This is a genomic window from Pseudomonas sp. S3_A03 (genome assembly GCF_054668275.1).
Genome location: NZ_CP162753.1, coordinates 2,162,789 through 2,184,756 on the forward strand (window position 1 = coordinate 2,162,789; position 21,968 = coordinate 2,184,756).

The 21,968-nt window shown below is 60.9% G+C and carries 9 protein-coding genes and 2 pseudogenes; 4 read left to right on the plus strand and 7 right to left on the minus strand.

Translation table 11 applies throughout. From position 1 onward, the window contains the following. Positions 1 to 56 precede the first annotated feature (56 nt). Genes AB4O25_RS09760 through trhO form a run of 3 tightly spaced genes read right to left on the minus strand, consistent with a single transcriptional unit; the run spans position 57 to position 3,432 of the window. A complete protein-coding gene (locus tag AB4O25_RS09760; protein ID WP_460150812.1) occupies positions 57 to 1,859 on the minus strand; it encodes an ABC transporter ATP-binding protein in 1,803 nt (600 codons plus the stop codon). Further along, positions 1,852 to 2,487 (minus strand): DsbA family protein, encoded by a 636-nt coding sequence (locus AB4O25_RS09765; protein WP_017527742.1) that lies wholly within the window; start codon positions 2,485 to 2,487, stop codon positions 1,852 to 1,854. Before AB4O25_RS09765 ends, AB4O25_RS09760 begins: the two co-directional genes overlap by 8 nt. 3 nt (positions 2,488 to 2,490) lie before the next feature. Then, positions 2,491 to 3,432, minus strand: a complete 942-nt coding sequence (trhO, locus tag AB4O25_RS09770; protein ID WP_017527741.1) for an oxygen-dependent tRNA uridine(34) hydroxylase TrhO — start codon at positions 3,430 to 3,432, stop codon at positions 2,491 to 2,493. A gap of 232 nt (positions 3,433 to 3,664) precedes the next feature. On the opposite strand from trhO, the pseudogene AB4O25_RS09775 reads away from it, so the two are divergent. The 4 genes and pseudogenes from AB4O25_RS09775 to AB4O25_RS09790 all read left to right on the plus strand — a co-directional run bounded on the left by AB4O25_RS09775 (position 3,665) and on the right by AB4O25_RS09790 (position 15,860). Beyond that, positions 3,665 to 6,444: pseudogene (locus AB4O25_RS09775) on the plus strand (Tc toxin subunit A). A gap of 49 nt (positions 6,445 to 6,493) precedes the next feature. Beyond that, positions 6,494 to 9,319: a neuraminidase-like domain-containing protein gene (locus tag AB4O25_RS09780; protein WP_460150813.1), complete on the plus strand. Its 2,826-nt coding sequence runs from the start codon at positions 6,494 to 6,496 to the stop codon at positions 9,317 to 9,319. Continuing rightward, on the plus strand, positions 9,223 to 11,310 hold the full coding sequence (locus AB4O25_RS09785; protein WP_460150814.1) for a Tc toxin subunit A-related protein: 2,088 nt from the start codon (positions 9,223 to 9,225) through the stop codon (positions 11,308 to 11,310). The genes AB4O25_RS09780 and AB4O25_RS09785 overlap by 97 nt, the downstream gene beginning before the upstream one ends. Further along, positions 11,307 to 15,860 (plus strand): annotated as a pseudogene (locus tag AB4O25_RS09790) (SpvB/TcaC N-terminal domain-containing protein). The gene AB4O25_RS09785 and the pseudogene AB4O25_RS09790 overlap by 4 nt, the downstream one beginning before the upstream one ends. A 60-nt stretch (positions 15,861 to 15,920) precedes the next feature. On the opposite strand, the gene AB4O25_RS09795 reads toward AB4O25_RS09790, so the two are convergent. From AB4O25_RS09795 to AB4O25_RS09810, 4 genes are all read right to left on the minus strand, one after another. Beyond that, the gene (locus tag AB4O25_RS09795; protein WP_460150815.1) at positions 15,921 to 17,042 is read right to left on the minus strand and encodes an RHS repeat-associated core domain-containing protein; all 1,122 of its coding nucleotides are present in this window, start codon (positions 17,040 to 17,042) and stop codon (positions 15,921 to 15,923) included. Between the two features lie 27 nt (positions 17,043 to 17,069). After that, positions 17,070 to 18,740: a hypothetical protein gene (locus AB4O25_RS09800; protein ID WP_460150816.1), complete on the minus strand. Its 1,671-nt coding sequence runs from the start codon at positions 18,738 to 18,740 to the stop codon at positions 17,070 to 17,072. Between the two features lie 163 nt (positions 18,741 to 18,903). Continuing rightward, on the minus strand, positions 18,904 to 19,464 hold the full coding sequence (locus tag AB4O25_RS09805; protein ID WP_460150817.1) for a hypothetical protein: 561 nt from the start codon (positions 19,462 to 19,464) through the stop codon (positions 18,904 to 18,906). Between the two features lie 23 nt (positions 19,465 to 19,487). Then, a complete protein-coding gene (locus AB4O25_RS09810; protein ID WP_460150958.1) occupies positions 19,488 to 21,836 on the minus strand; it encodes an RHS repeat-associated core domain-containing protein in 2,349 nt (782 codons plus the stop codon). Between the last annotated feature and the right edge of the window lie 132 nt (positions 21,837 to 21,968).

Sequence of the window (21,968 nt, forward strand, 5' to 3'; positions counted from 1 at the left end):
TGCACTGCTGGATACGCACGCAAACACCCGCTTCCGATAGCACAGACTAGGCTAAATCAACGCACTTGTTGCAAGTGTCCATAAAGTTTGGCGTAAAGCCCGCCATCGGCAATCAATTGCTGATGATCGCCATCCTCAGCGATATGACCGCCGTCAAACACCAACACTCGATCTGCCTGTTTTACCGCCGACAAACGGTGGGCGATGATCAGTGTAGTACGCCCATTCAGAAACCGCGCCAGGGCCTGGTGCAGGTTGTACTCGGTGGCGGCATCCAGCGCAGACGTGGCTTCATCGAGTATCACCACCTTGGGCTCGGCCAGCACCATGCGCGCAATCGCCAGGCGCTGGCGCTGCCCGCCGGAGAAGCGCACGCCGGAACGCCCCACCACGCTGTCCAACCCCAGCGGCAATGCCTTGACGGTGGCATCCAGTTGGGCGATTTCCAGCGCCTGCCAGCAGGCCTGGTCACTGCGTTCGCGGCCCATGGTCAGGTTGGCGCGCACGGTGTCGTTAAACAGCGCCGGGTGTTGCAGCACCACCGCGACATGCTCGCGAATGGTCTCCAGGCCAATCTCCTGCTGGGTGGCACCGCCAAAACGGATACTCCCCGCCTGGGGCGTGTACAGCCCGAGTAACAATTGCACCAGCGTGCTCTTGCCACCGCCGCTGGCGCCGACAATCGCGACTTTTTCGCCAGGCGCAATCTGCAGGTTCAACTGGTTGAGCACCCGCTCTTCCCCATAGCCGAAATTGAGGCCGCGCACCTCGATGCCGACGGTCTCATGCCCGGTGAACGGGTCTTCGCCGCCAACGTATTGCGGCTCATCGGCACGCGCCAGCAGCTCGTTGATACGGCTCAGCGCGCCGCCCGCCGCGTAGTAGGCATATTGCAGGTTAAGCAGTTGCTCCACCGGGCCGATCATGAACCACAGGTAGCTGAACACCGCGAGCATCTGGCCGATGGACAGGTCGGAAAACAGCACGGTAAGCATCGCCGCCGCGCGAAAAATGTCGATACCGAACTGGAACAGCAGCCCGCTGGCACGGCTGGACGCGTCGGTTTTCCACTGGGAATGGATCGCATAGTCACGCACTTCCTGGGCGCGCTGGCCCAGGCGCCCGAGGAAAAAGCCCTGGCGGTTGCCCGCGCGCACTTCCTGGATGGCGTCGAGGGTTTCGGTCAGGGCCTGGGTAAACCGCGAGGTGCTGTCGTTTTCCAGTTTCTTGAGGTGTTTGACGCGCTTGCCCAACTGCACCGTGGCGTAGATTACCAACGGGTTGAACAGCAGGATCAGCAATGCCAATTGCCAGTGCATCCACACCAGGATCGCCGAGGTGCCGACCAGGGTCAGCATGGCGACCAGGAAACGGCTGAGGGTTTCGCCGACGAATTTATCCAGGGTGTCCAGGTCGGTCACCAAGTGCGTGGTGACCGTTCCGCTGCCCAGGCTTTCGTATTCACCCAGCGAGATACGCTTGAGGCGCTCGATCAGGCGCACGCGGATGCGGTACACGATGTCCTTGGCCAGGCGCGCGAACAGCCGCGCCTGTAACACGTTGAACACCAGCGCGCCGCAGCGCAGCAGCAGGGTCACCAGCAGCATCAGGCCGATATACCCGGCGGCTTTCTGCCAAACCAGGGGCAGCGCGTGGTTCATCACCTTGAGCGCCGCATCGCCACGGCCCAACAACACTTCGTCCACCAGCAACGGCAACAGCAAGGGGATGGGCACGCTGCACAGGGTCGCCAACACGGCGACACCATTGGCGGCCCATAGGGATTTCTTGTGACGCAGGGCCAGGCGGCGAATTTCCGCCCAGGTCAGGCGATCGGTGCGTGTATTGGGGTCATACACAGGCGGCTCGCTCCAGCCATCGGCCCAACAAAGGCGACAACTCGGACAGCGGCTGGTAACCGTTGGTCAGCAAGGCCAACTGGCCCTTGCGTTCGGCGAGCAGGGTCGGGAACCCGGCAATGCCCAGATCCTGCACCCAGGTGAAATCGGCAGCCGTGGCGGCGTGCTGCTCGGCACGGTCGAACTCGCCGGCAAATTCGATGCGCGGTATGCCCGCCTGCTCAGCCAACTCCACCAGCACGCTGGCGAGGGTCACGTCGCGGCCCTCGACATAAAACGCCTGCTGGATCAGCCCCAACAGCGTCCAGGCGCAATCCGGCGCCAGGCTGCGCGCGGTGACGATGGCGCGGCACGCAGGCTCGGTGTCATAGACAAAACCGTCCGGCAGCGCCCCCTCGCGCTTGAACGGCTGGCCGGTAGCCTCGGTGACGGCCTGCCAGTGCTCAAGGATGTAGCGCCGGGTGGTCGGTTCCAGCGCCGCGCCGCTGCCGGTGCGCAAGCCGCCCACCACCAGGTGCACGTCCACGCCGACCGCCCGGGCCTGCTCCACCAAGGCCGTCGCCACCGGGGCAAAGCCCCAGCACCAGGAACACATCGGGTCCATTACGTAGAGCAGGCGCGCGGACATGGGTCAGACCTCGGAAGGGGTTTGCTTATAGTTGAAGCCAATCGGGTGCGGCATGTTGCGGGCCTTGGCCAGCTCTATCTGCTTCTGCCGGTCGATGGCGCTGCGACGGGTTTTCTCCGGCAGCTTATCCCAGCAATGCGGGCAACTGATGCCGGCCACGTAGTGCTCGGATGCACGGTCTTCCACGCTCACCGGTGTGCGACAGGCATGACATTGATCGTAGTCGCCTTCGCTCAGGTCGTGGCGCACGGTCACGCGATTGTCGAAAACAAAGCAGTCGCCCTGCCATTTGGTCTCTTCCTGAGGCACTTCCTCAAGGTATTTGAGGATGCCGCCCTTGAGGTGATACACCTCATCGAAGCCTTCGCTGAGCATGTAGCTCGAGGCTTTCTCGCAACGAATGCCGCCGGTGCAGAACATGGCGACTTTCTTGTGCTTGGCCGGGTCGAAGTTGGCTTTGATGTAGTCGGGAAATTCGCGAAAACTGGTGGTTTTCGGGTCGATTGCGCCTTCAAAGGTGCCAATCGACACTTCGTAGTCGTTGCGGGTGTCGATCAACAGCACTTCAGGGTCGCTGATCAGCGCGTTCCAGTCTTTTGGGTCGACATAGGTGCCGACCTTTTTGTTCGGGTCCACGCCTTCGACGCCCAGGGTCACGATCTCTTTCTTGAGCTTGACCTTGGTGCGGTAGAACGGCTGGTCGTCGCAGTACGATTCCTTGTGGTCGATGTCGACCATGCGTGGGTCGTTCTTCAGCCAGGCCATCAGGCCATCAATGCCTTCGCGGCTGCCGGAAACAGTGCCGTTGATGCCTTCTTCGGCGATCAGCAAGGTGCCTTTGATGCCGTTGTCGACCATCGCCTGCAGCAATGGCTCGCGCAGGGCGACGTAATCTTCGAGGGTGACGAACTTGTACAGTGCCGCCACGACGATGGGTTGGGTCATGGGTGTTCTCTCCAGGTGGCTACCCTCGTAAGGGGTGAACCGGATGCAAAAAATCGCCGGCCGCAGCCGTGCGGCGCGCAGTTTAACAAAACCCCGGCGCCATCGACACGCAGCCAGTGATATTTCCCCCCACGCCCATCGCGACATGGCTGACCTGAACCTTGGGGACCTGCGTGATAGCGTTTCCCGCTACCCGCCGACTCACCGGCGAAGCCCAAGGAAACGTATGGATATGGACGCCGACAGCAGCCCTTTACTGACTCGACTGATCGACCACGCAAACCCTCCCGCGCCGGGCCGGGACGACCTGAAGACCGCCTTGCAACGCTTGAACATCCATTCGGTGTTCGACATTGTGCGGTTATCCGAAAAGCAATTCGCCAGGCAACTGGCTGCATATAACGACGACGACGCCCAATCGATATACCTCAAGGCCCAGAGTGCAGTCGCCCAACTGGAAGGGGTATTTCGCGAAAACCAGGTCGGCTCGGACGCTTCGTCGCTGCGCCACAAACGGCGCATCGGCGCAGCCAAAAGCGCAGCAGGTGCCACCTATAAAGCCCTGTTCGAAGAAAACTGGGATCAGTTCTGCGCCAGCACATCCATTGCCGCGGTCGATTCGCCGGCCGCTTACCTGCGCGAACTCTATCTATTCGCCGAGCAACTGGAAAAAAACGCCCTGGGGCCCAGCGCCACCAAGCTGACCGAGCGCCGCCCGACCTGAAGGGCCTGCTGATCGACTCGCGCAGCGTGTCGGAACAACGGCCCATGTTGTCGATCATCAACCACACCCTGCTAAGCAATATCGCGGACACGCCAACAACCGATACCTATGCCTTATTGAGCGACACGTGGTACCCCTACTCCCTGCCGTTCAACGTCTACCATTACACCTGCCACTACGCGCTCTCTGGGGCAAAACCCGCGCTGGGGGAGCTCAGTTATCGCATCAGCCGCAAGCTGCCCATAGCAGGCAACTCCAGCGTCTACGGACTCGTCACCGCCCCTAATGATGAGGTGCAGTGCTTACTCAGCGGGTTAAGCCCCGAACAGCAGAACATGCTCAAAAGCCCATTGGCCAACGCCTACGGCGCCGCTGGCTTCTATCGAACGTATTACAACGCTGATGTGGGCGCGCCGGAAAAGATCGCGGATTTTCTGCAACATACTCAGCTGGACGCCGAACAGCTTCAGGCGCTGCTTGCGCAACAGGCCCATCAACCCAGCAAATCGCCCAACTGCCTGCAAGACACCGGCCTTACCTATGGCGCCTGCTACGTCAACGCGCCAGGGCATTCCCCCATCAGCCTGGACGCGCAAGCGCCGGACAAACTGTCAAACGTGTCGCTTGAACGTTTTGACCGTTTGCAGCGCATGATCCGTTTGCAGCGCTGGCTCGATATCCCGTTTGCACACTTGGACACGCTGATCGTCAGCGTCATGCGCGGCGAGAACAGCACCAATAGCACGCTGCTGATGATCAACCACAACACCCTGCGCGCACTGGGCGTCTATCGCTACCTGAATAAACGCTACGGGTTACACGCCGAAGAGTTTGCCGCGCTGGTCCATCAAATGCCCGTTCACGGCTCGGGCCAAGATCTGTCGCTGTTCGATCAGGTGTTCAACCGCACCGACTCGCCGCCACTGCGCCTGGATAACAGGCCATTCGATATGAACACCCGGCAACAACTCAGCGCCGCCCTTGGCCTGCAAGACACACCCGACTCGCTGGGGTTGCTGATCAGCACAAACACCTTTGCAGAACGCAACATCCTCACCCTCAGCAAAATCTACAGGCAAGCACGCATTGCCCGTCTGTTTGGCCTGTCCGTCCTGGAATGCCAGCAACTGGCCAACCTGCTGCAACTCCAGCCACAACTGCTCAACCCGAATTTGCGCGCCGCACCACAGGGGTTGCCTGACTTCCTGGATCTACTGATGCAACTGGACTGGGCCAGCCAATGGCTCAAGGCCCAGGGCACTGGCCCATCGTGGTTGCGTCGCCAATGGTTGCAAGGGCTGGCGAGCACTGACTCGGCGGTTAACGCACTGCTGAAGAGGTTCGCCGACTACGACCAAAACGCCCTGACAGATCGAGTGAACAAGCTGACGCTTCCGCAACAACCCTACGACGAGACACCACGGCTGACAGCGATTAACTGGCAGTCAATCATTCACAGCGCCATGTCGCGGGCGCGTTTCACAGGCACTGTGGAGCAGGCGCTCGACGAAGCCCTCGGCACCTGCCCTATCAGCGTTCAACATGACCGTCAGAAGCATTTCATTGAGCAAGCGAAGGAAAAACTACTCCCCGAACTGGTCAAGACCATCGGCGAGTTATGGGAACTCTACCTTCGCCTGCGCCCCCTCATTAACGCTCACCCCCACCCCGCCGGCGAGTCCGAGCTGCGCCTGAAATATGAGTGCCATAGCGCGCTCTCCCGGTTGTACATGCCCCTCACCCCATCAGCCGCGCCTCTGCAAACCCTGGGTTACCTGATCCTGTTGCTGCCCAACGCCACCGAGCTGTTGCAACTGTCGATCAGCCAGCAGGCGCTGCATCAATTCCTGGCCAAACCGCACTGGCTTGATCAGGCATATCCAACGTTTTCACTGCTGGAATTGTCTCTGAACACCCTCTACCTGCTGCAACGGTTCAAACACTGCATCGACCGCTACAGCCTGTCGGAACAACAATTATTCGACTACTTCGATTATGCCAATCGCCCACCCAACGATGTCTCGCTGACCAGCCGTCATGAAACCGATGAGCACCTCGCGCAACTATTGGGCTGGCGCACTGAAGAAATCGAAGTGCTGAGCCACCATTTAAGCCCTCCCCGTATTACCTCAATGAGCCGTCTGGACTGGGTGCTGCGCTGCCACCAGGCAAGTCTCGACACCCAACTGTCGGCCGGCATGCTCCTGCGCGCCTGCCAATTGCAAAGCACCTCGACGCTGGAGGAATGGAAGGTCGTCAGCGAGGCGCTCGCGCGTACTGATCAATAAATAGCCGCACCTTCACCACCGCCCCTTTCGACCTGTTCAAGGACTGATCATGTCTCACCTGTTCAATCAACACCCCGATGAACGCCTGCGCGATGCGATGCTCGCGTACTACCTGGCCCACAAAGTACCTGCCTCACTCAAAGACAAAATCAGCAACGCCGATGACCTCTACGAATACTGGCTGCTCGACGTTCAAGTCAGCCGAGCGGTACCGACCAGCCCCGTGGCCTGCGCCATTGCCAGCCTTCAGCAATACATCACGCGCATTCAACTGGGCCTGGAAGCGGGTTACGAAAACCAGGGGATGAGCGCGCAGCATGACCGGCTTTGGCGTGAGCAACTGCACACTTACCCGGTCTGGAGCGCCAGCCAGCAATTGCGTTACCACCCGGCCAACTACCTGGACCCGACGCTGCGTCGCAATAAAACCGATAGTTTCCAGCAGTTGGAAAACGAGCTGAGCCAGTATCGAGTGCAATCAGACAGCGTCGTGACGGCGGTACAGAGTTACCTGGCGCGTTTCGAAGAAATCGCCAATATCCGTACGCTCAACGGCTATATCGACGGCAACACCACTGCGCTGTACCGCAGCACCTATTACTTCGTTGGCAAGTCCAGCTCCGAGAATACCTATTACTGGCGCAGCCTTGACCTCTCCAGGCGCTCCGGCGAGCGGCTTTTTCCAGACGCTTGGTCGGCGTGGAAAAAGATCAACCTGACACCCTCCGAAGACACCATCGAGGCAAGTATTCGCCCGGTATTTTTTAATAACCGGCTGTTTTTAGTCTGGGCCGAATGCAGTAAACCCGCGCCGACCAGCGCCTTCAAAACCACGCCAGCGAAACCGGACACTAAACAACGCCTCAACGAATGGGCGGACAGTCACTTTCCTAAATTCCGTCTTAATTTTTCTTATAAAAAACACAATGACAGCTGGAGCGCGGCCCAGACCTGTATTGAGGAGTACTGTGCAGCGCAGGAAATCAATGGGGTTGACCTTGCCGCGATCAAATCCTTCACGCACACCGTGGCGATCGTGGATGCCGCTTCTTCGAATACGCCGGCTCGGCTGTTTTTAGGCTTGCATACGACCGATCCGAAACAACAGGAACCCTTCAGTGGCAAATTTTTCCAGGCCGTAGAGGTAGATCCCCACTTCAACATGATAAAAATCGCCGACGGCGGCACGCCTGGGCGCTACAAAGTGCCACAGGGCTCGGAGTTATCCGAAGAAATACATGAGTTATTGAAGTACTTTCAGCCGTCCCAGCAGCAACAAGTCAAACAGGCCCTCGCCGGCAACGACCCGGAACATGAAGAGTATTACAACGAATTATTGCTCGGCACTTCTCGACAACACTTCACGCTGTTCGGGCATACAAACCAAGGCAATCTCCAGTTCAAGTTCGCCCCTTCCACCAAACACTCGATCACCCAGGCCACCCTGGAGCCGAACTATACAAACTGGGACTATCTGGGCAATAAAACATCCATTGAAGAGGCCAAATACAACTCATCGAGTTTCGACCCAGACACTCAGGAGCTGGTATTCACTTCCACCCTCAAGGGCACATTTCAGCACCCTTACACGGTCACCATAAAGAAAGGGGATTACACGTTAACCCTGACCACCGAAACGCTGGGCGATGCCACTACCCCCCAGCTAAAACTCAGTGCCGGTTCGCGCTTCACCGATGCGTACTCAAATTACAAAGCGGGCTTCTATGCCATCTTCCTCAGAGATGGGGTTACTCACGAAGAGTTCATCAACTGCATCCACGATGACGAGTCGCGCTTGATCAAGCCGACACCGGATGGCGAAGAGGCTATATCGCTGGAAGGTAAGTTCATCGACAGGAGCGCTTTCATACACCTGTATCAAAACACCCATCACACGTTCGACGTCCTGACCAACCGCCTCACCACGTCCACCCTGCCCAGCGGCCTGGTCGCACTTCACGGAACGAATGCGCTATCGCTCATTCGCTGCGACGCAAAAATCGAGAAATATCGCGTGTATAAGCATGTCGTCATGCGTTCCAACTTTGCCGAATACCCCCTTGTAGAGCAGATCAACGAAGGCTCGGCCCGAATCCTCAACTTGCAGGACACCGCCCATACCAGCCTCGTCGGCTCCAGCCCCGAATTGTCGATCGGGCATAAAGTCACCGCCCGCATTCCGATGACAGCCGAAATGTTGAAAGCGGGCGTTACGCTTATCCATGGGGTGTTGACGCTTGAGATTAACGAGAACCGCACCCAGACGCTTGGCTGTGCCCTGAAAGCGGTTGAACTGAAATCAACCGCCGTCTCCACGATATCCGCGGCCCTCCAACAACTTGCCCCGCGTATCAACACCTACACGTCGCTCCCGCTCGGCACCGCCCAATTCATTGATTTCTCGGGCAGCACGCCCAACGCGGCCAGCGATACGCCCAAGACCCTTCGTATGAACACCTGCGTTGCCGACAAGCTGGTCAAGGCCGCCAATACAGGCCTGGAACAGGTGTTTTCGTTAACCCCGCAACACTGGCAAGAGCCTCCCTGGCGGAAAAACAAGTGGCCGAGGCTATCGACTTTCAAGGGGCTTACGGCCAGTACTTCTGGGAATTGTTTCTGTACCTGCCCTGGCTGGTCGCTCACCGCCTGGATCAGGAGCAGCAACACGAAGAAGCCCAAGCCTGGCTCACTTACATCTTCGACCCCGCACGCGCAGCCGACGCCGCCATCGGCCGCCCGGCCTACTGGGGCTTCAACGAACTGGCCCGGCGGGAGGCCGTGCCTGGCGCAATCTCACACGACCCGCACGAACTGGCGATTCGTACTCCCCTGTACTTTCGCAAGGCGGTGTACCTGTTTTTCCTCGATATCCTGATCAACCGTGGCGATGCCGCCTACCGACAGCTGACGCCCGACAGCCTGACACAGGCCAAACTCTGGTACACGCGGGTCAATCGGCTGCTGGGCGCACGCCCCACCATCACCACTACCGAGCCCTGGGCCAGCATCACGCTGCGTACGTTGGTCACAACCCCTTCGCAGGCGCTACGCGAATTGGAATGGTCGACACCGTCAATCGATATGGACAGACCGGTCGACGACGCCGCACGCGCGCTGCCGGCCCCCACCGACAAGCTCTGCCTGCCGTTCAACACCGACCTCGTGGCGCGCTGGGACAAACTCGAAAGCCGCCTGCATAACCTGCGGCACAACCTCGACATCACCGGCAAACCGCTGCAGCTGGCGTTGTACGGCGCGCCATTGGCAGCGCTAACGCTGTTGGCCAGCCAGGTCAAAGACGGCCTCGTCCCGGCAGTGGGCGCGGCGGCCTTTCCCTCTGCGCAGGTTGGCCACTATCGTTTCCAGATCATGCTCGGCCATGCCCTGGCGGCCACCGACGCAGTGATCCAATTCGGCAATACGCTGCTGACGCTCAATGAGCGCAAGGACCAGGCCGAATACCTGGAACTGCAACATCAACAAGCCTGGGACCTGGCCAATATCGTGGTCATGCAACACACCCAGGCGTTGTTGATCGACGAGAAAAACCGCCAGGCGCTGTCTATCAGCCGACAGATCATCGAAGCCCGGCTGGGCTATTACCAGCATCTGCTCACCGAGGGTGTCAGCCACCACGAAACCAAGGCGGGGCAGCTTTACCTGGCCAGTAATGTGTTCGATGCCGCAGGCGCGGTCGCGGGCGCCGGGGCCGGCATTGCGATGATGGCGCCGAACATCGTCGGCACGTCGGTCGGTGGTTCGCGCTGGGAAGGCCCATTCCATGCCGCACAAGCACTGGCCCAAGGGGCCGCGACAGCCCTGCGCAGCACCGCGTCGGACCTGGACCGTACCGAACAATTCAAGCGTCGCGCACAAGAGTGGGCCCATGCCCAGGAACAGGCCCGATTCGAACTGGCCCAGGTCGATGCCCAGTTGCAAGCCTATGCCGAGCAGGAAAAGGCCACGCGCCTGCAATTGCGCCTGGCGCAGACGACCCTCGCCCAGGCCTGGTCGAGCTATCAATTGCTGATCAAACGCTTCGCCAACGCCCAGCTCTACGATTGGCTCAATGCTCAGCTCGGCCAGTTCTTCTACCAGGCCTACGACCTGAGCCTGGGCCTGTGCCGGGCAGCCGAAGCGAGCTGGCAATACGAAATGGCCGACAACCGCTCATTTATCCAAACAGGGGCCTGGAACACCCGTTACCGCGGTTACCTCGCGGGCGAAGCCCTGAAGCTGTCGCTGCTGAAAATGAACGACGCGTACCTGCAAACCAATGTTCGCGATCTGGAAATCGTCAAGACCCTGTCTCTGCGACATCGCGTGCTCGACTGCAACGTCCAACCCCTTGTCCCGACCAACACCTCCGAACTCAGTGAGACCGCTCAAGCCGACACTCCGGCGCGGTGGGCCCACTTGAAAAAACAACTGGTCAGCGATGGCGCGCTTTGCTTCAAATTGCCCCAAACGCTCTTCGAAGAGGACTACCCCAACCACATCCTGCGGCGCATCAAAGGCATCAGCGTGTCGTTGCCGGCGACACTGGGCGCGTATGAAGACATCAAGGCGATACTGACCCAGACCAGCCACGAGATCGAATTGCCCAACGGTACCTCGATCAAGGATAAGCGCGCCCATCAGCAAATCGCGCTGTCCACCGGTTTGGATGACAACGGCCTGTTTGCGCTCACGTTCGACAGTCACGAGCGCTACTTGCCGTTCGAGTACACGGGCGCCATTTCCGAATGGACCCTGACGTTTCCCAATCACGACATGCAAAAAGCCATCCTGGAATCGATCAACGACATTGTCATTCACCTGCGCTACACCGCGCGGGTCAAGCCCGCAGCGGGGGCCCAGGTATGAGCAACGATACGCCTGACCTGCAGATCAACCCACCCACGCTGCCCAAAGGCGGCGGCGCCATTCAAGGCACCGGCAAGGGCTGGGCCAACGTCGGCATCAGCGGTACGGCGACCTTTGAGATTGCCTTACCGATTTCTCCCGCCAGGGGGTATGCGCCGGCCATGACGCTGAGTTACCACAGCACGGCGGGAAACGGCCCCTTCGGCTTGGGGTGGACGATCAACCTGAGCGCCATCCGCCGACGCACGGCCCATGGCGTGCCTGCCTACACGGAACACGACGAGTTCATCGGGCCCGACGCGCAAACCTGGTTGCCCGAGCGCGACGCCCAAGGCACGACGCTCGACCGCCCGTCCACGGTAGCGGGCACGGCCTATCGTGTGGTTCGCTACTTTGCGCGAGTCGAAAGCAGCTTCGACATCATCGAGCATTGGCGATCAGCAACCGATACCGCAGGCTTCTGGCTGATACACGGCGCTGACGGCAGCCAGCACTTCTATGGCAAAACCGCGCTGGCGCGCATTGCCGACCCGGACGAACCACAGCACGTGGCGCAATGGTTGTTGCAGGAAAGCCTGAATGCCCACGGCGAGCATATTTACTATCACTACACGCCAGAAACCGACACCTCGCGCCACCCACGCGATTGCCGTGCCCAGCACTACCTGGAACGCATCTGCTACGGCAACTTCACGGCCAGGAAACAAGAACACCTGTACCTGTGGCATACCGACGAGAAGCCGGCTATGGGCTGGCACTTTCAATTGCTGTTCGATTACGACGAGCGCGCCATCCAATGGTCCAAGCCGACGACCTATGAACCCACCCGCGCCTGGCGCATACGACCTGACGCCAGCTCGGACTTTTCCTTCGGTTTTGAGTTACGCACCCTGCGCCTGTGCCGGCAGATCCTGATGTTTCACCACTTTCCCGATGAGCCCAAAATGGCTGCCGAACCGGTGCTGGTCAGGCGCCTGTTGCTGGAATACCACCTCATCGGCAAGGTCAATCTGTTGGGCGCCGTGCATGAGCAGGCCTTCGACAGCGCGGGCCAATGCGTGAGCCGCCCACCGCTGGAATGTGCCTATGAATCGAGCCGGCTCAGGACGGATCAGAGCCGTTACCAACCGCTTGGTGCGATGGCGGGACTCAACGATGGCAATCGCTACCAATTGGTCGATCTGTATGGCGAAGGGATCCCGGGGATCCTCTACCGCAGCGACAAAAGTTGGTACTACCGAGAGCCGCTCAGGGCACCCGCCGCACCTACCGGTGACGAAGTGACGTACGGCATCGCCCAAGCGCTGGCGCGAGTGCCGGTCGCTGACAGCAGCCGCCCCATCCACCAGGCACTGGCCGACCTTGAGGGCGACGGCCGCTTGGACTGGATCGTCGCCCAGCCTGGAATGAGTGGTTTTTTCGCCCTGGACGAACAGCGCAACTGGTCGGCATTTACCCCATTCGATGCGTTCCCATCGGAGTTTTTCCATCCCCGGGGCGCGCTGGCTGACTTGATGGGCGCCGGACGCAGTGATTTCGCCATGATCGGCCCCCGCAGCGTGCGCCTGTATGCCAACCGCAGAAAATCCGGCTTCGCGCCGGCCACCGAAGTCCTTCACTTGGACGACGACAGCTTGCCGACGCTCTCGTCCTCGCCTGACGAACTGGTGGCCTTCAGCGACGTCCTCGCCAGCGGGCAACAGCACTTGGTGCGCATCCGTCACAACGAAGTGAAATGCTGGCCAAACCTGGGCCGGGGGCGTTTCGCCAAGGGTTTTGTACTGGCCACGCTGCCGTTCTCTTACCGTACGTTCAAGGCAAGCAATGTGCTGCTCGCCGATCTGGCGGGCAGCGGTGCCACGGACTTGCTGTACCCGAGCCCCGAACACCTGCTGGTTTTCCTCAACAACGGCGGCAACGGCTTCGAGACGGAGCCGGTCAAGGTGCCCTGGCCCAAGGGCATCGTGCATGACGATCACTGCCAGGTCAGCCTGGTCGATGTGCAAGGCCTGGGCTGCCCGAGCCTGATCCTGAGCGCCGCCCACCAGTCGCCCATTCACTGGCGCTATGACTTTTTCCACAACAAGCCCTGCCTGCTGATCAAAACCTCTAACAACATGGGCGCCCAAGCCTCCATCCAGTACCGCAGCAGCGCCCAAGAGTGGCTGGATGAAAAACACGAACTCAAGGCCGCCGGCCAGCCCGCCATCAGCCATTTGCCCTTTGCGATCCACGTGGTGCGCGCGCATACCCAACAAGACGAAATTACCGGCAACCGGCTTACCCATCACCTGCGTTACCGCTGCGCCTACTACGACCGCGAAGACCTTGAATTTCGCGGCTTTGGCCTACTGCTGCAAACCGACACCGAGGCCGACGGTAACCCATCAGGCGCGGCCGGTTTCAGCGCACCGGTGGTGCACAAAACCTGGTTCCATACCGGGCAACAGCTGGACATGCCGACCCGCGGCGCCAGCGCGCATGACCGGCAAGCCAAGGCATTGGGCCCCACGTTGCTCAGCAAACACCGGGCCGTCGACCCGGCCGATCCCATCGGCCATCACGATGAGGTGATCCATGCGCCCGCGCCCGCGCTGTTGCGTCAGGCCGCGCGCGCACTCAGCGGGATGGTTTTACGCAGCGAAGTGGTGGCCGTGGATACCGCGCCACACCGGCCGCCCTATTCAGTGCAGGTGCATCGTTATCAGGTTCGCGAACTGGCCCCCATCAGCACGCACGCGCGCGATGCCAGGCTGCTGTTACTGCCGCTGGAATCGATCAGTTATCAATATGAAGGCGTAGCGGACGATCCTGTGTGCCGGCACCAGATCAACCTGCGCCGGGACGCCTATGGCTGCCTGGTGCATGGCGTGACGGTTCACTACGCGCGCCGGACCACCGCCGAGGACGCGCCACCCGCCGTGCTCACCGACGACCCTCAACGGCAATGGTGGCGCGACACCCATGACAGCGCGCAACAGTCCTATTACCTGAGCGAGACGTTGGCGCACTACATTCATCTGGATAACGCGCGGCCGCAGCGCCTGGCCCTGCCGTATCGCCAGCGCAGCAACGCGCTGGTACTGGGCAAGGCCCCTGCGGCGGGTGGGTTAAGCCTGGAGCAGATCAGCCATGAAACCCTCATCGACCTGAAAAACGGCCCCTTGGCCGCAGATGCCGCGCGCGAACTGAGCGGCTTGACGGTGCAACGTTACCGGGAAGCCGGCGGCCATGGGGAAACCCTCGCGCCAGGCGTCGCGACCCCGCAGGCCCTGACCGATTATCTTGAAGCGGCAGAGCTGGATGAAAAGGCGCTGGGTATCTATGAAGACATACCGGTGATGCCGAACCAACCCACGGTTGAGTTGACGCAAAAGCTCAAGGACAGCGGTTACCACACCATGGAGCGGTTTTTCGTTCGCGGGCGAGGCCGGCAACCTGTGGTCGATCCGACGCTATTTCCCACAGTATGGAAATGCCACACAGTTCTACCGGCTCAAAGCGCTGCAAGCGACCCAGGCGCATGGCAGAACAAGCATTACTTACGACCCTTATTGGCTTCAGGTCACCCAGGTAAAACTGCCCGATGGTTGTTTGACCACCGCCGAATATGACTATGGGTCGCTGCTGCCGACCAAAATCGTCGACCCCAATGGCACTGTTCAAGAGGCACGGTATGACGGGTTTGGACAGCTACTCGCCCATACCTTTTACGGTCATGAGCAGGGGCTCAGAGTGGGCTTCTCAGCGTTGGCCGACGACACCCGGGCCGACGATACAACGCCTGCCTTTGCCATTGAAAACAGCAAGACCGTGTTGCGGAACATGGCCGGCGCTCACTGCTACGCCCCCTTCAGCTGGATGGGCGCGATCAATAAAGACCAGGTAAAAAAGACTGGGTGACCCGTGGTTATGTTCTGCCCACTGGGCATATTCGGCCCCTTGCACGCTCACGTCTGAAAGACACTCGTCGACCGCTCAACGACAGCGAAAAAGAACTCAAGGTGTTGATCGACGCGGCCCGGCAAACGCCGGTACACGCGCTTACGCTGCTGGCCGATCGTTACCCAGACGATGCCGAACAGCAGGTGCGCATGACCCTGACCTACTGGGACGGTTTTGGCCGCACCCTGCAGAGCAAGCAAAAAACCGAACCAGGACCGGCCAACGCCGTGGACGCCCAAGGCAACCTGCTGGTCGACGAAACGCCTGACGCTGATGCCAACACGGTAAAAAAACAGCTGCGCCAGGTGCAGGCCGATCCTCGCTGGCGAGTCAGCGAACGGGTCGAGTTCAACCACCAAGGCCTGATCATTCGCACCTACCGCCCTTACTTTGCCGACAGGCACGGTTACATCAATGATCAATCCCTGCGCGAACTCGGCTACAGCGACCGGCAGTTCTACGATTCCCTTGGGCGCCCGACACGGACACTCACCGCCGCCGGTTTCATGCGGCGCATGACGTATTGGGCCTGGTATACGGTGAGCGAGGATGAAAACGATACCTACCAAGAGGTAAAGCCTGCGCTGGATTCACCGCTGCGCTGATGCCTCTCGAAAAAAGGCCGTCACCGGTTGCCGGTGACGGCCTGGCCTCCACGGCCGCAGTCAACGCCTGTGGGGGTCACGTACCCCCTGAACGCGATAATGCAGCCCGCCCATATGCTGCAGCATGAGCCGATAGGCACCGCGCCCGCGCGCGCCGGGATACCCATGCAAATCAACGGACCACAGTCGATCCCGATGCTGGTGCCAATGAACCGCAGTAAAGCGCGCCTCGCGCAAGTGGCTGAGCGCCAGAGCAATACTGCGCCCCTGGGTACTCAGGGGGTCTATTCCTTGCACGGCCGTCGTGTCGATCTCAAAGCCGGATGCTGTTACCGCCTGGCTTTGCTGAACCGGCGTATGCGCCTCGGCCACCGCTGACCTGCGCTGGCGGCGTGCACGGGAAGCATGGGACGTAGACGCCACTTCAAATGATGGAGCGGAGGACGCTTGTACGTTTTCCAGGGTTTGCGAGCGGGTTGGACCGCGCAGCTGGCGAGTGTCCCAGCCTATGCGAGCCAACTCGGGTGCGGGGTTGCGGTGCTGGGCGATCAGCGCCTCGGCTTGAGGTTTTGCAGCAAACGGGCCCGCATGCGCGTAAATAAGGTCTTGTTCGTAGGAAACGAGGAAAGAGACCCCTTCCACTTCCCGTCGCTGTTCATAGGCAAGCGACAGCAGCCTGGAAGCCTCTTCGTTGCTCAACCGGTAATGCTCAGCCATCCGCAGGGCGAGGCTCGTCAACTGTTCACCATATTGGCTGTCGGTCATCTGAGCAGGTTCGGTTCGAGGGCGTCGTTGGTGGCGATACACCACAGCAGCCCCCACCAATGCGCCGATAGAAGCGCCTGCCATTTCATGTCCCATCAACGCACCGCCTATAACCCCCAAAAGCATCATCAAAACAGCCACCGCGGTCAGCGCTAGCGGTGACACAGGTGCTGCGCGCTGCCCTTGCAGGCCGTCGCGATCAACAAACGTCACCGGGTTATTGCCCACCATGGCGTAGAGATTCAGCCCATCAACGGCGCCTGCCGGGTCGGGGCTGATCCAGCGCTGCAACCAAGGCGCGTAATACCGAGCCCCGTAGTAATACAGCCCACTGGCATCTCGCTCTTTAGCCGAATAGCGCAGGGTTTTGTAGTTGGCTTCAACGGCATTCCCTGGCCGCCCACCAGGCCGTACCACCGAACGGATAAAACACTTCCTGACTGATCAATTGCGCCTGGCCATCCAGTTCCAGCGAACGGCTAGCCAAATGGTCGCCGATGCTGAAGCGGACCTGCTCGTTCGCCAGCCCCTCGGGTTGCCCTGCCTCCATTGCAGTATCCGTGCGGGGCTACGCCCCAGCGACGCGGTGATTACATTCAACTGTTTCCCGGTGGCCGTATTGCTGCGGATTTCGAGCCCCGGCAAATAACGCACCTCTTGCACGAACGTGCGCATCCGGCCGCGGCTGCGCCGGCGCTTGAACACGCGCTGGCCGCCGCCGTCGTAGCCGTATGTTTCGTCATCGTCGTCGGCATCCTGGCCACGCCGCACTTGGGTCACCCGCGTCAACTGGTTGCGCACATTCCATGACATGGCCTGCCCTTGCACCAACTCCAGCTGATTGCCACATGCATCGAAACCTCGGCCCAAGCCTGGCGCATCCACCGCCGTCGGTTGCAGGCAAGCGTGGTTGCTGTAGCGGCCAACCGTGAAGTCGCGGGTGTACCCCGTGCCGACGGCCGGCCGGTGTTGGACGGTCTTGAGATTGCCACTCGCGTCGTAGCTGTACTGCTGGGTGTAGGCGCGCCACTGGCTGTCATCCACGGCACCGAACAGCACCATCGGCGCCGGCCCCTGTCCCGCCAGGGCGTGTGCATGTTCACGTCCCGTGGCGCGGATCAGTTGATAAGCCGTGTCATAGGCATAAACCGCGTCAGCGGCGCTGTGCGCGTTATTGAACCAGCGCGTCGGCTGCACCGCGTCCTGAATACGCACAACGTTGCCAACACCGTCGTATTCATAATTCAAGACTTGCAGTGACGGGTTCTGACCACCCGCGCGATGCACCCGCAAACGCTGCAACCGGTTATCCGCCTCAGCGTAATCGGCCGAGGTAACGACGCCGTTACCGGCTCGCTCCGACAGCAATTGACCCGCCGCGTTGTAGGTACAGCGCTCCACCAGCACCTGTCGACGGCCGCCGGCAAGCAACACCGCGCCGGACATGAGCTGCCCCTCCAGGCCATAGCGCGACTGCGCGCGGTTGCCCTTGGCGTCGACTTGCTCCAGCAGCTGGCCCGACGCCGCATAGTGCCAGGTGGTGACAAACCGTTGCGCTTCCAGCAACGGCTCACGGGCCGTTGGCGATTCAGGCCAATCGAGCATCTGCGGTTGTTGCGCAAAGGCTCGACTTTGCCGCACAACCTGACCCTGCACGCCATAAGCCTCATAAAACAGCGTGCCGGCGGTGTCGTCATGGCGTACCAGGCGCCCGGCGTGCAGGCCACCCTGCGTGGCGGTGCCGTGGGAATAGGTCAGGCGTTCGACGCAACGCGGGGCAGGCTGATCGGCGGCGTGTTCAAACGTCGCCACGGTACGGAGCAGACGGTCGTATTCATAACGCTGATGAGCACCGCGGGCGTCCCACTGCTCCAGCAATTGCCCAGCCGCTCCCGGCAGCCTCAACTGCCAGCCGGCATCCACGCGGTCGATGCGCAGCAACGCTCCAGAAAGGCTCAACTGCACGCGCTCATTGGGTTTAACCGCTGGGTCTGCCGCCTGCAGCGCGATCAGCCGCGAATCCCACTGCTCGTGCAACGCCCCCTGGGCGCCGAACACTCGGCGGGTGATACGTGGCTGGGGGCGCTCCCGCGCGGTCTCGCGATGATAAGCCACGCCGCGAACCGGTAACCCGCGCGGGTCAATGGCAGAACAGCGTAGGGGTGTGTTGGTGTTGGGCGTAAGACATGGCACATAACCTCAATAATCCAAAGGTGCGCAAAGCGAAGACATGGCGGATGGGCACAAGGGCGGCTTTGGGCGGTGTTGTAAGTGGGCATCAGAGCCGCGCAACCCGGCTTCGCGACCATCTCGACGCCAGGTTCGAATACCCTTCCCTGGCCGCCTGTACCGCGAACCCGCGCCATTCGGTGAGCGCTGAAGTCAGGCCGCGCGCGGCCGTCACAGCGGTACGCGCCAATGCACTTTGCCCGGCCATGGACGAGCCGGTCAGGCGCACGGCCAATGCCTCTATGCCTGTCGAGACCCAGTACGCCCATGTTTGATTGAACATCCGGCTCAGGCCGCCGTGCATCATCGCCGTCGGGTCCGGAAGCTGCAGGGTCTCACCATGCGTATCAGCGACGGCGGTTGCATGGCCGGCACGAATCAACGTGCCCATGGCCCCGTCATAGGCCTCGACCATGGGGGTGACATTCGGCACGAGGGGCACCGGCACGTCCGCGCCGAAAAACGCGTTGCCAACGGTCGCGACCGCATAGGCCGCCGTCGCGCCGGCGGTTCTTGTGAGCCTGGCGCGCAGGGGCGTCGCGCCCCAAGAGAAACCGCTGCCGTGCCCGCGAATAATCTGTTGCACCAGTTCCCTGGCGAACGAGCGCACATGCCCAGCCAAGCGCAGGCGCGCTACAGGGTCCCAACCCTCCTCTGCGGACGGATGCAGCGACTCGGCATGCCCGGCGTACCCCTCCTCCCGCCACACCGCCCGCTATCAGCCCGACCAGTGGCGCATAGCGCGTCCACCGACCGGCGAGCCCGGTACTCATGTGCACGACAGCCAGTGCATCCAGCGCCGCGACGGTATAGCGCAACGCCTGGTTGCCTGCCGCTGTCGGCGCAGTGCTGCCAAAGATCGCCATATCGACCCCCGCCGCGATGGCGTTGGCCAGATACGTCGACAACCCATCGCGAATCGCCGCCGAACCGGCCGCTTGGATCCGCGGCCTCAGGATTCGACCAATGTGCGCGGCAGTGCGTGTCCAGGAAATTGTGCGCAGTCGCCTGGGCCGGGAAACTGCCGTGGGTATTGAGGGCGCCAACCCCCTGTTCATCCCCGTGGGTGACGGGATTACCGCCGACCATGGCATACAGGTTCAACCCATCGATATCGCCGGCCGGGTCCGGGCTGATCCAGCGGCATAGCCACGGCGCGTAGTACCTGAAACCGTAGTAATACAGCCCGCTGGCATCGCGTTCCTTACCCGAATAACGAATGAATGTGTAATCCGCCTCGCTGGCATTCCTGGCTGCCCACCACGCGGTGCCGCCATAAGGGTAGTAGCTCTCGTGGCTGATGCGTTGCGCCTGCTCATCCAATTCCAGCGTGCTGCTGCCCAAGTGGTCCGACAGCCCGAAACGAATCTGCGCCGGCTGAGCAACCCCGCCGGGATGCCGATCCCATTGCAACACCCGCACGGTCGTCGTGCCGACAGCCAGGTTGAGCACGTTCAACTGTTCGTCGGTGGCACTGTCATGGCGGATTTCCAGCCCCGGCAGGTATCGCACCTCGGCCGTATGCAGGCGGCCGCGAGCCTTGAACGACCGACGTTTGCGTATTCGTTGCCCTGCGGCATCGTACTCATAACGTTCCTCGTCATCGTCATCACCCGCGCGCGCTACCTGAATCAGGTGGGTCAATTGGCCGCGCGCATTCCACCCCATCCCGCGAATACCCTCCAGGGCCTGAAGATTGCCGCAGCGGTCATAACCCTGCCCCAGTCCCGGCGCAGCCGCACCATCGATCCGGGGCAAAAGATGATTGCTGTGCGCAGCTATCGTCATGTTGCGGGTGTAGCCCACCCCGCTGCTCGGCACATGGCGCAGTTGAAGCAGATTGCCGGCCGGGTCATAGCGAAAGTGTTGGGTGTAACGACGCCAGACACTGTCGTCGGTGGAGCCGAACGCCACCCAACCCGGTAACGCAGGGCCACCGCTGTTGCCGACGGTTTCCCGTCCGCTGGCCTTGGTCAGTCGCGACAGTGTGTCGTACTCATAGGTGCTGAGCGCATCAACCCGGGTGTTGCGCGACCAGTGCGTCAGTTGTTCACGATCGTCGATCCGCACGATATTGCCGACGGGGTCATAGTCGTATTGCACGTCTTGCAACCGTTGCGCCGCAGCCCCCGGTAAATGGGCGATCATCTGTCGGCAGCGACCATCACACGGGTGATAGTGCAAGGTGCGCACGACGCCGTTTCCAGCCCGTTGGTGGAGCAACTGCCCTGCGGCGTTGTAACGGTATTGATCCGACAGGCACTGGCGCACGCTGCCCCTGAGCACCAGGAAAACGCCCGTCGTTTGACCGTCCACCCCATAGGCGTATTCAACGCGGTGCCCCTTGGCATCGGTGTGATACAAGCGCTCACCGAGCGCGTTGAACCCGGCGGTCGTGGCGAAACGTTCGGGCTCCAGGCGTGCCTCTCGTTGCGCCTCGGGCTGCGGCCAATCCAACACTGCATCCCACTGCCGAAAACGCCGGGTCTGCAGCGCGACCTCCCCGTGTACGCCATAACGCTCATGGAACACGCTGCCGCCGCCGTCATCATGACGAATGACCCGGCCACAGCGATTGAGTGCCGCCTCTGCCACCGAATAGGCGCCATATTCAAGTCGCTCGACACAGTGAGGTTGCGCGTCACCGGAGGCTTGTTCGAACACCGCCACGGCCCGCAGGTACGGGTCATAGCGATAGGCCTGGTGTGCACCGCCGCCGCTCCAGATGTCGAGCACCTGCCCTGCCTCCCCGGGCAGCATTAACCGCAGGCCCGCGTCCACACTGTCGGTGCGCAAAGCTAGGCCGCCAAGACTGTAGACCGTGCGTTGATTGGCGAGCGTCGCAGGCTGCGAACGTTGCAATTGGAACAGACGCGGGTCCCACTGCTCGACCATCGAACCGGCGCTGTCATGCACCTGCCGGCAAATGTGCGGCTGAGGAGGGTCGGAGGCTGTCGCGCGATAGTAGTCGACGTTACGCACAGTCAAGCCGCGAGGATCGTACGCCGTCAGCGAAGGGGGGGGGGGGTGAATTGATGCAGGGCATGGGACATGGGGTTGTGATCATCGGTTGTTAAATGATCACGAAGGCTATTGCTGGGGTCGCGCTGAAAA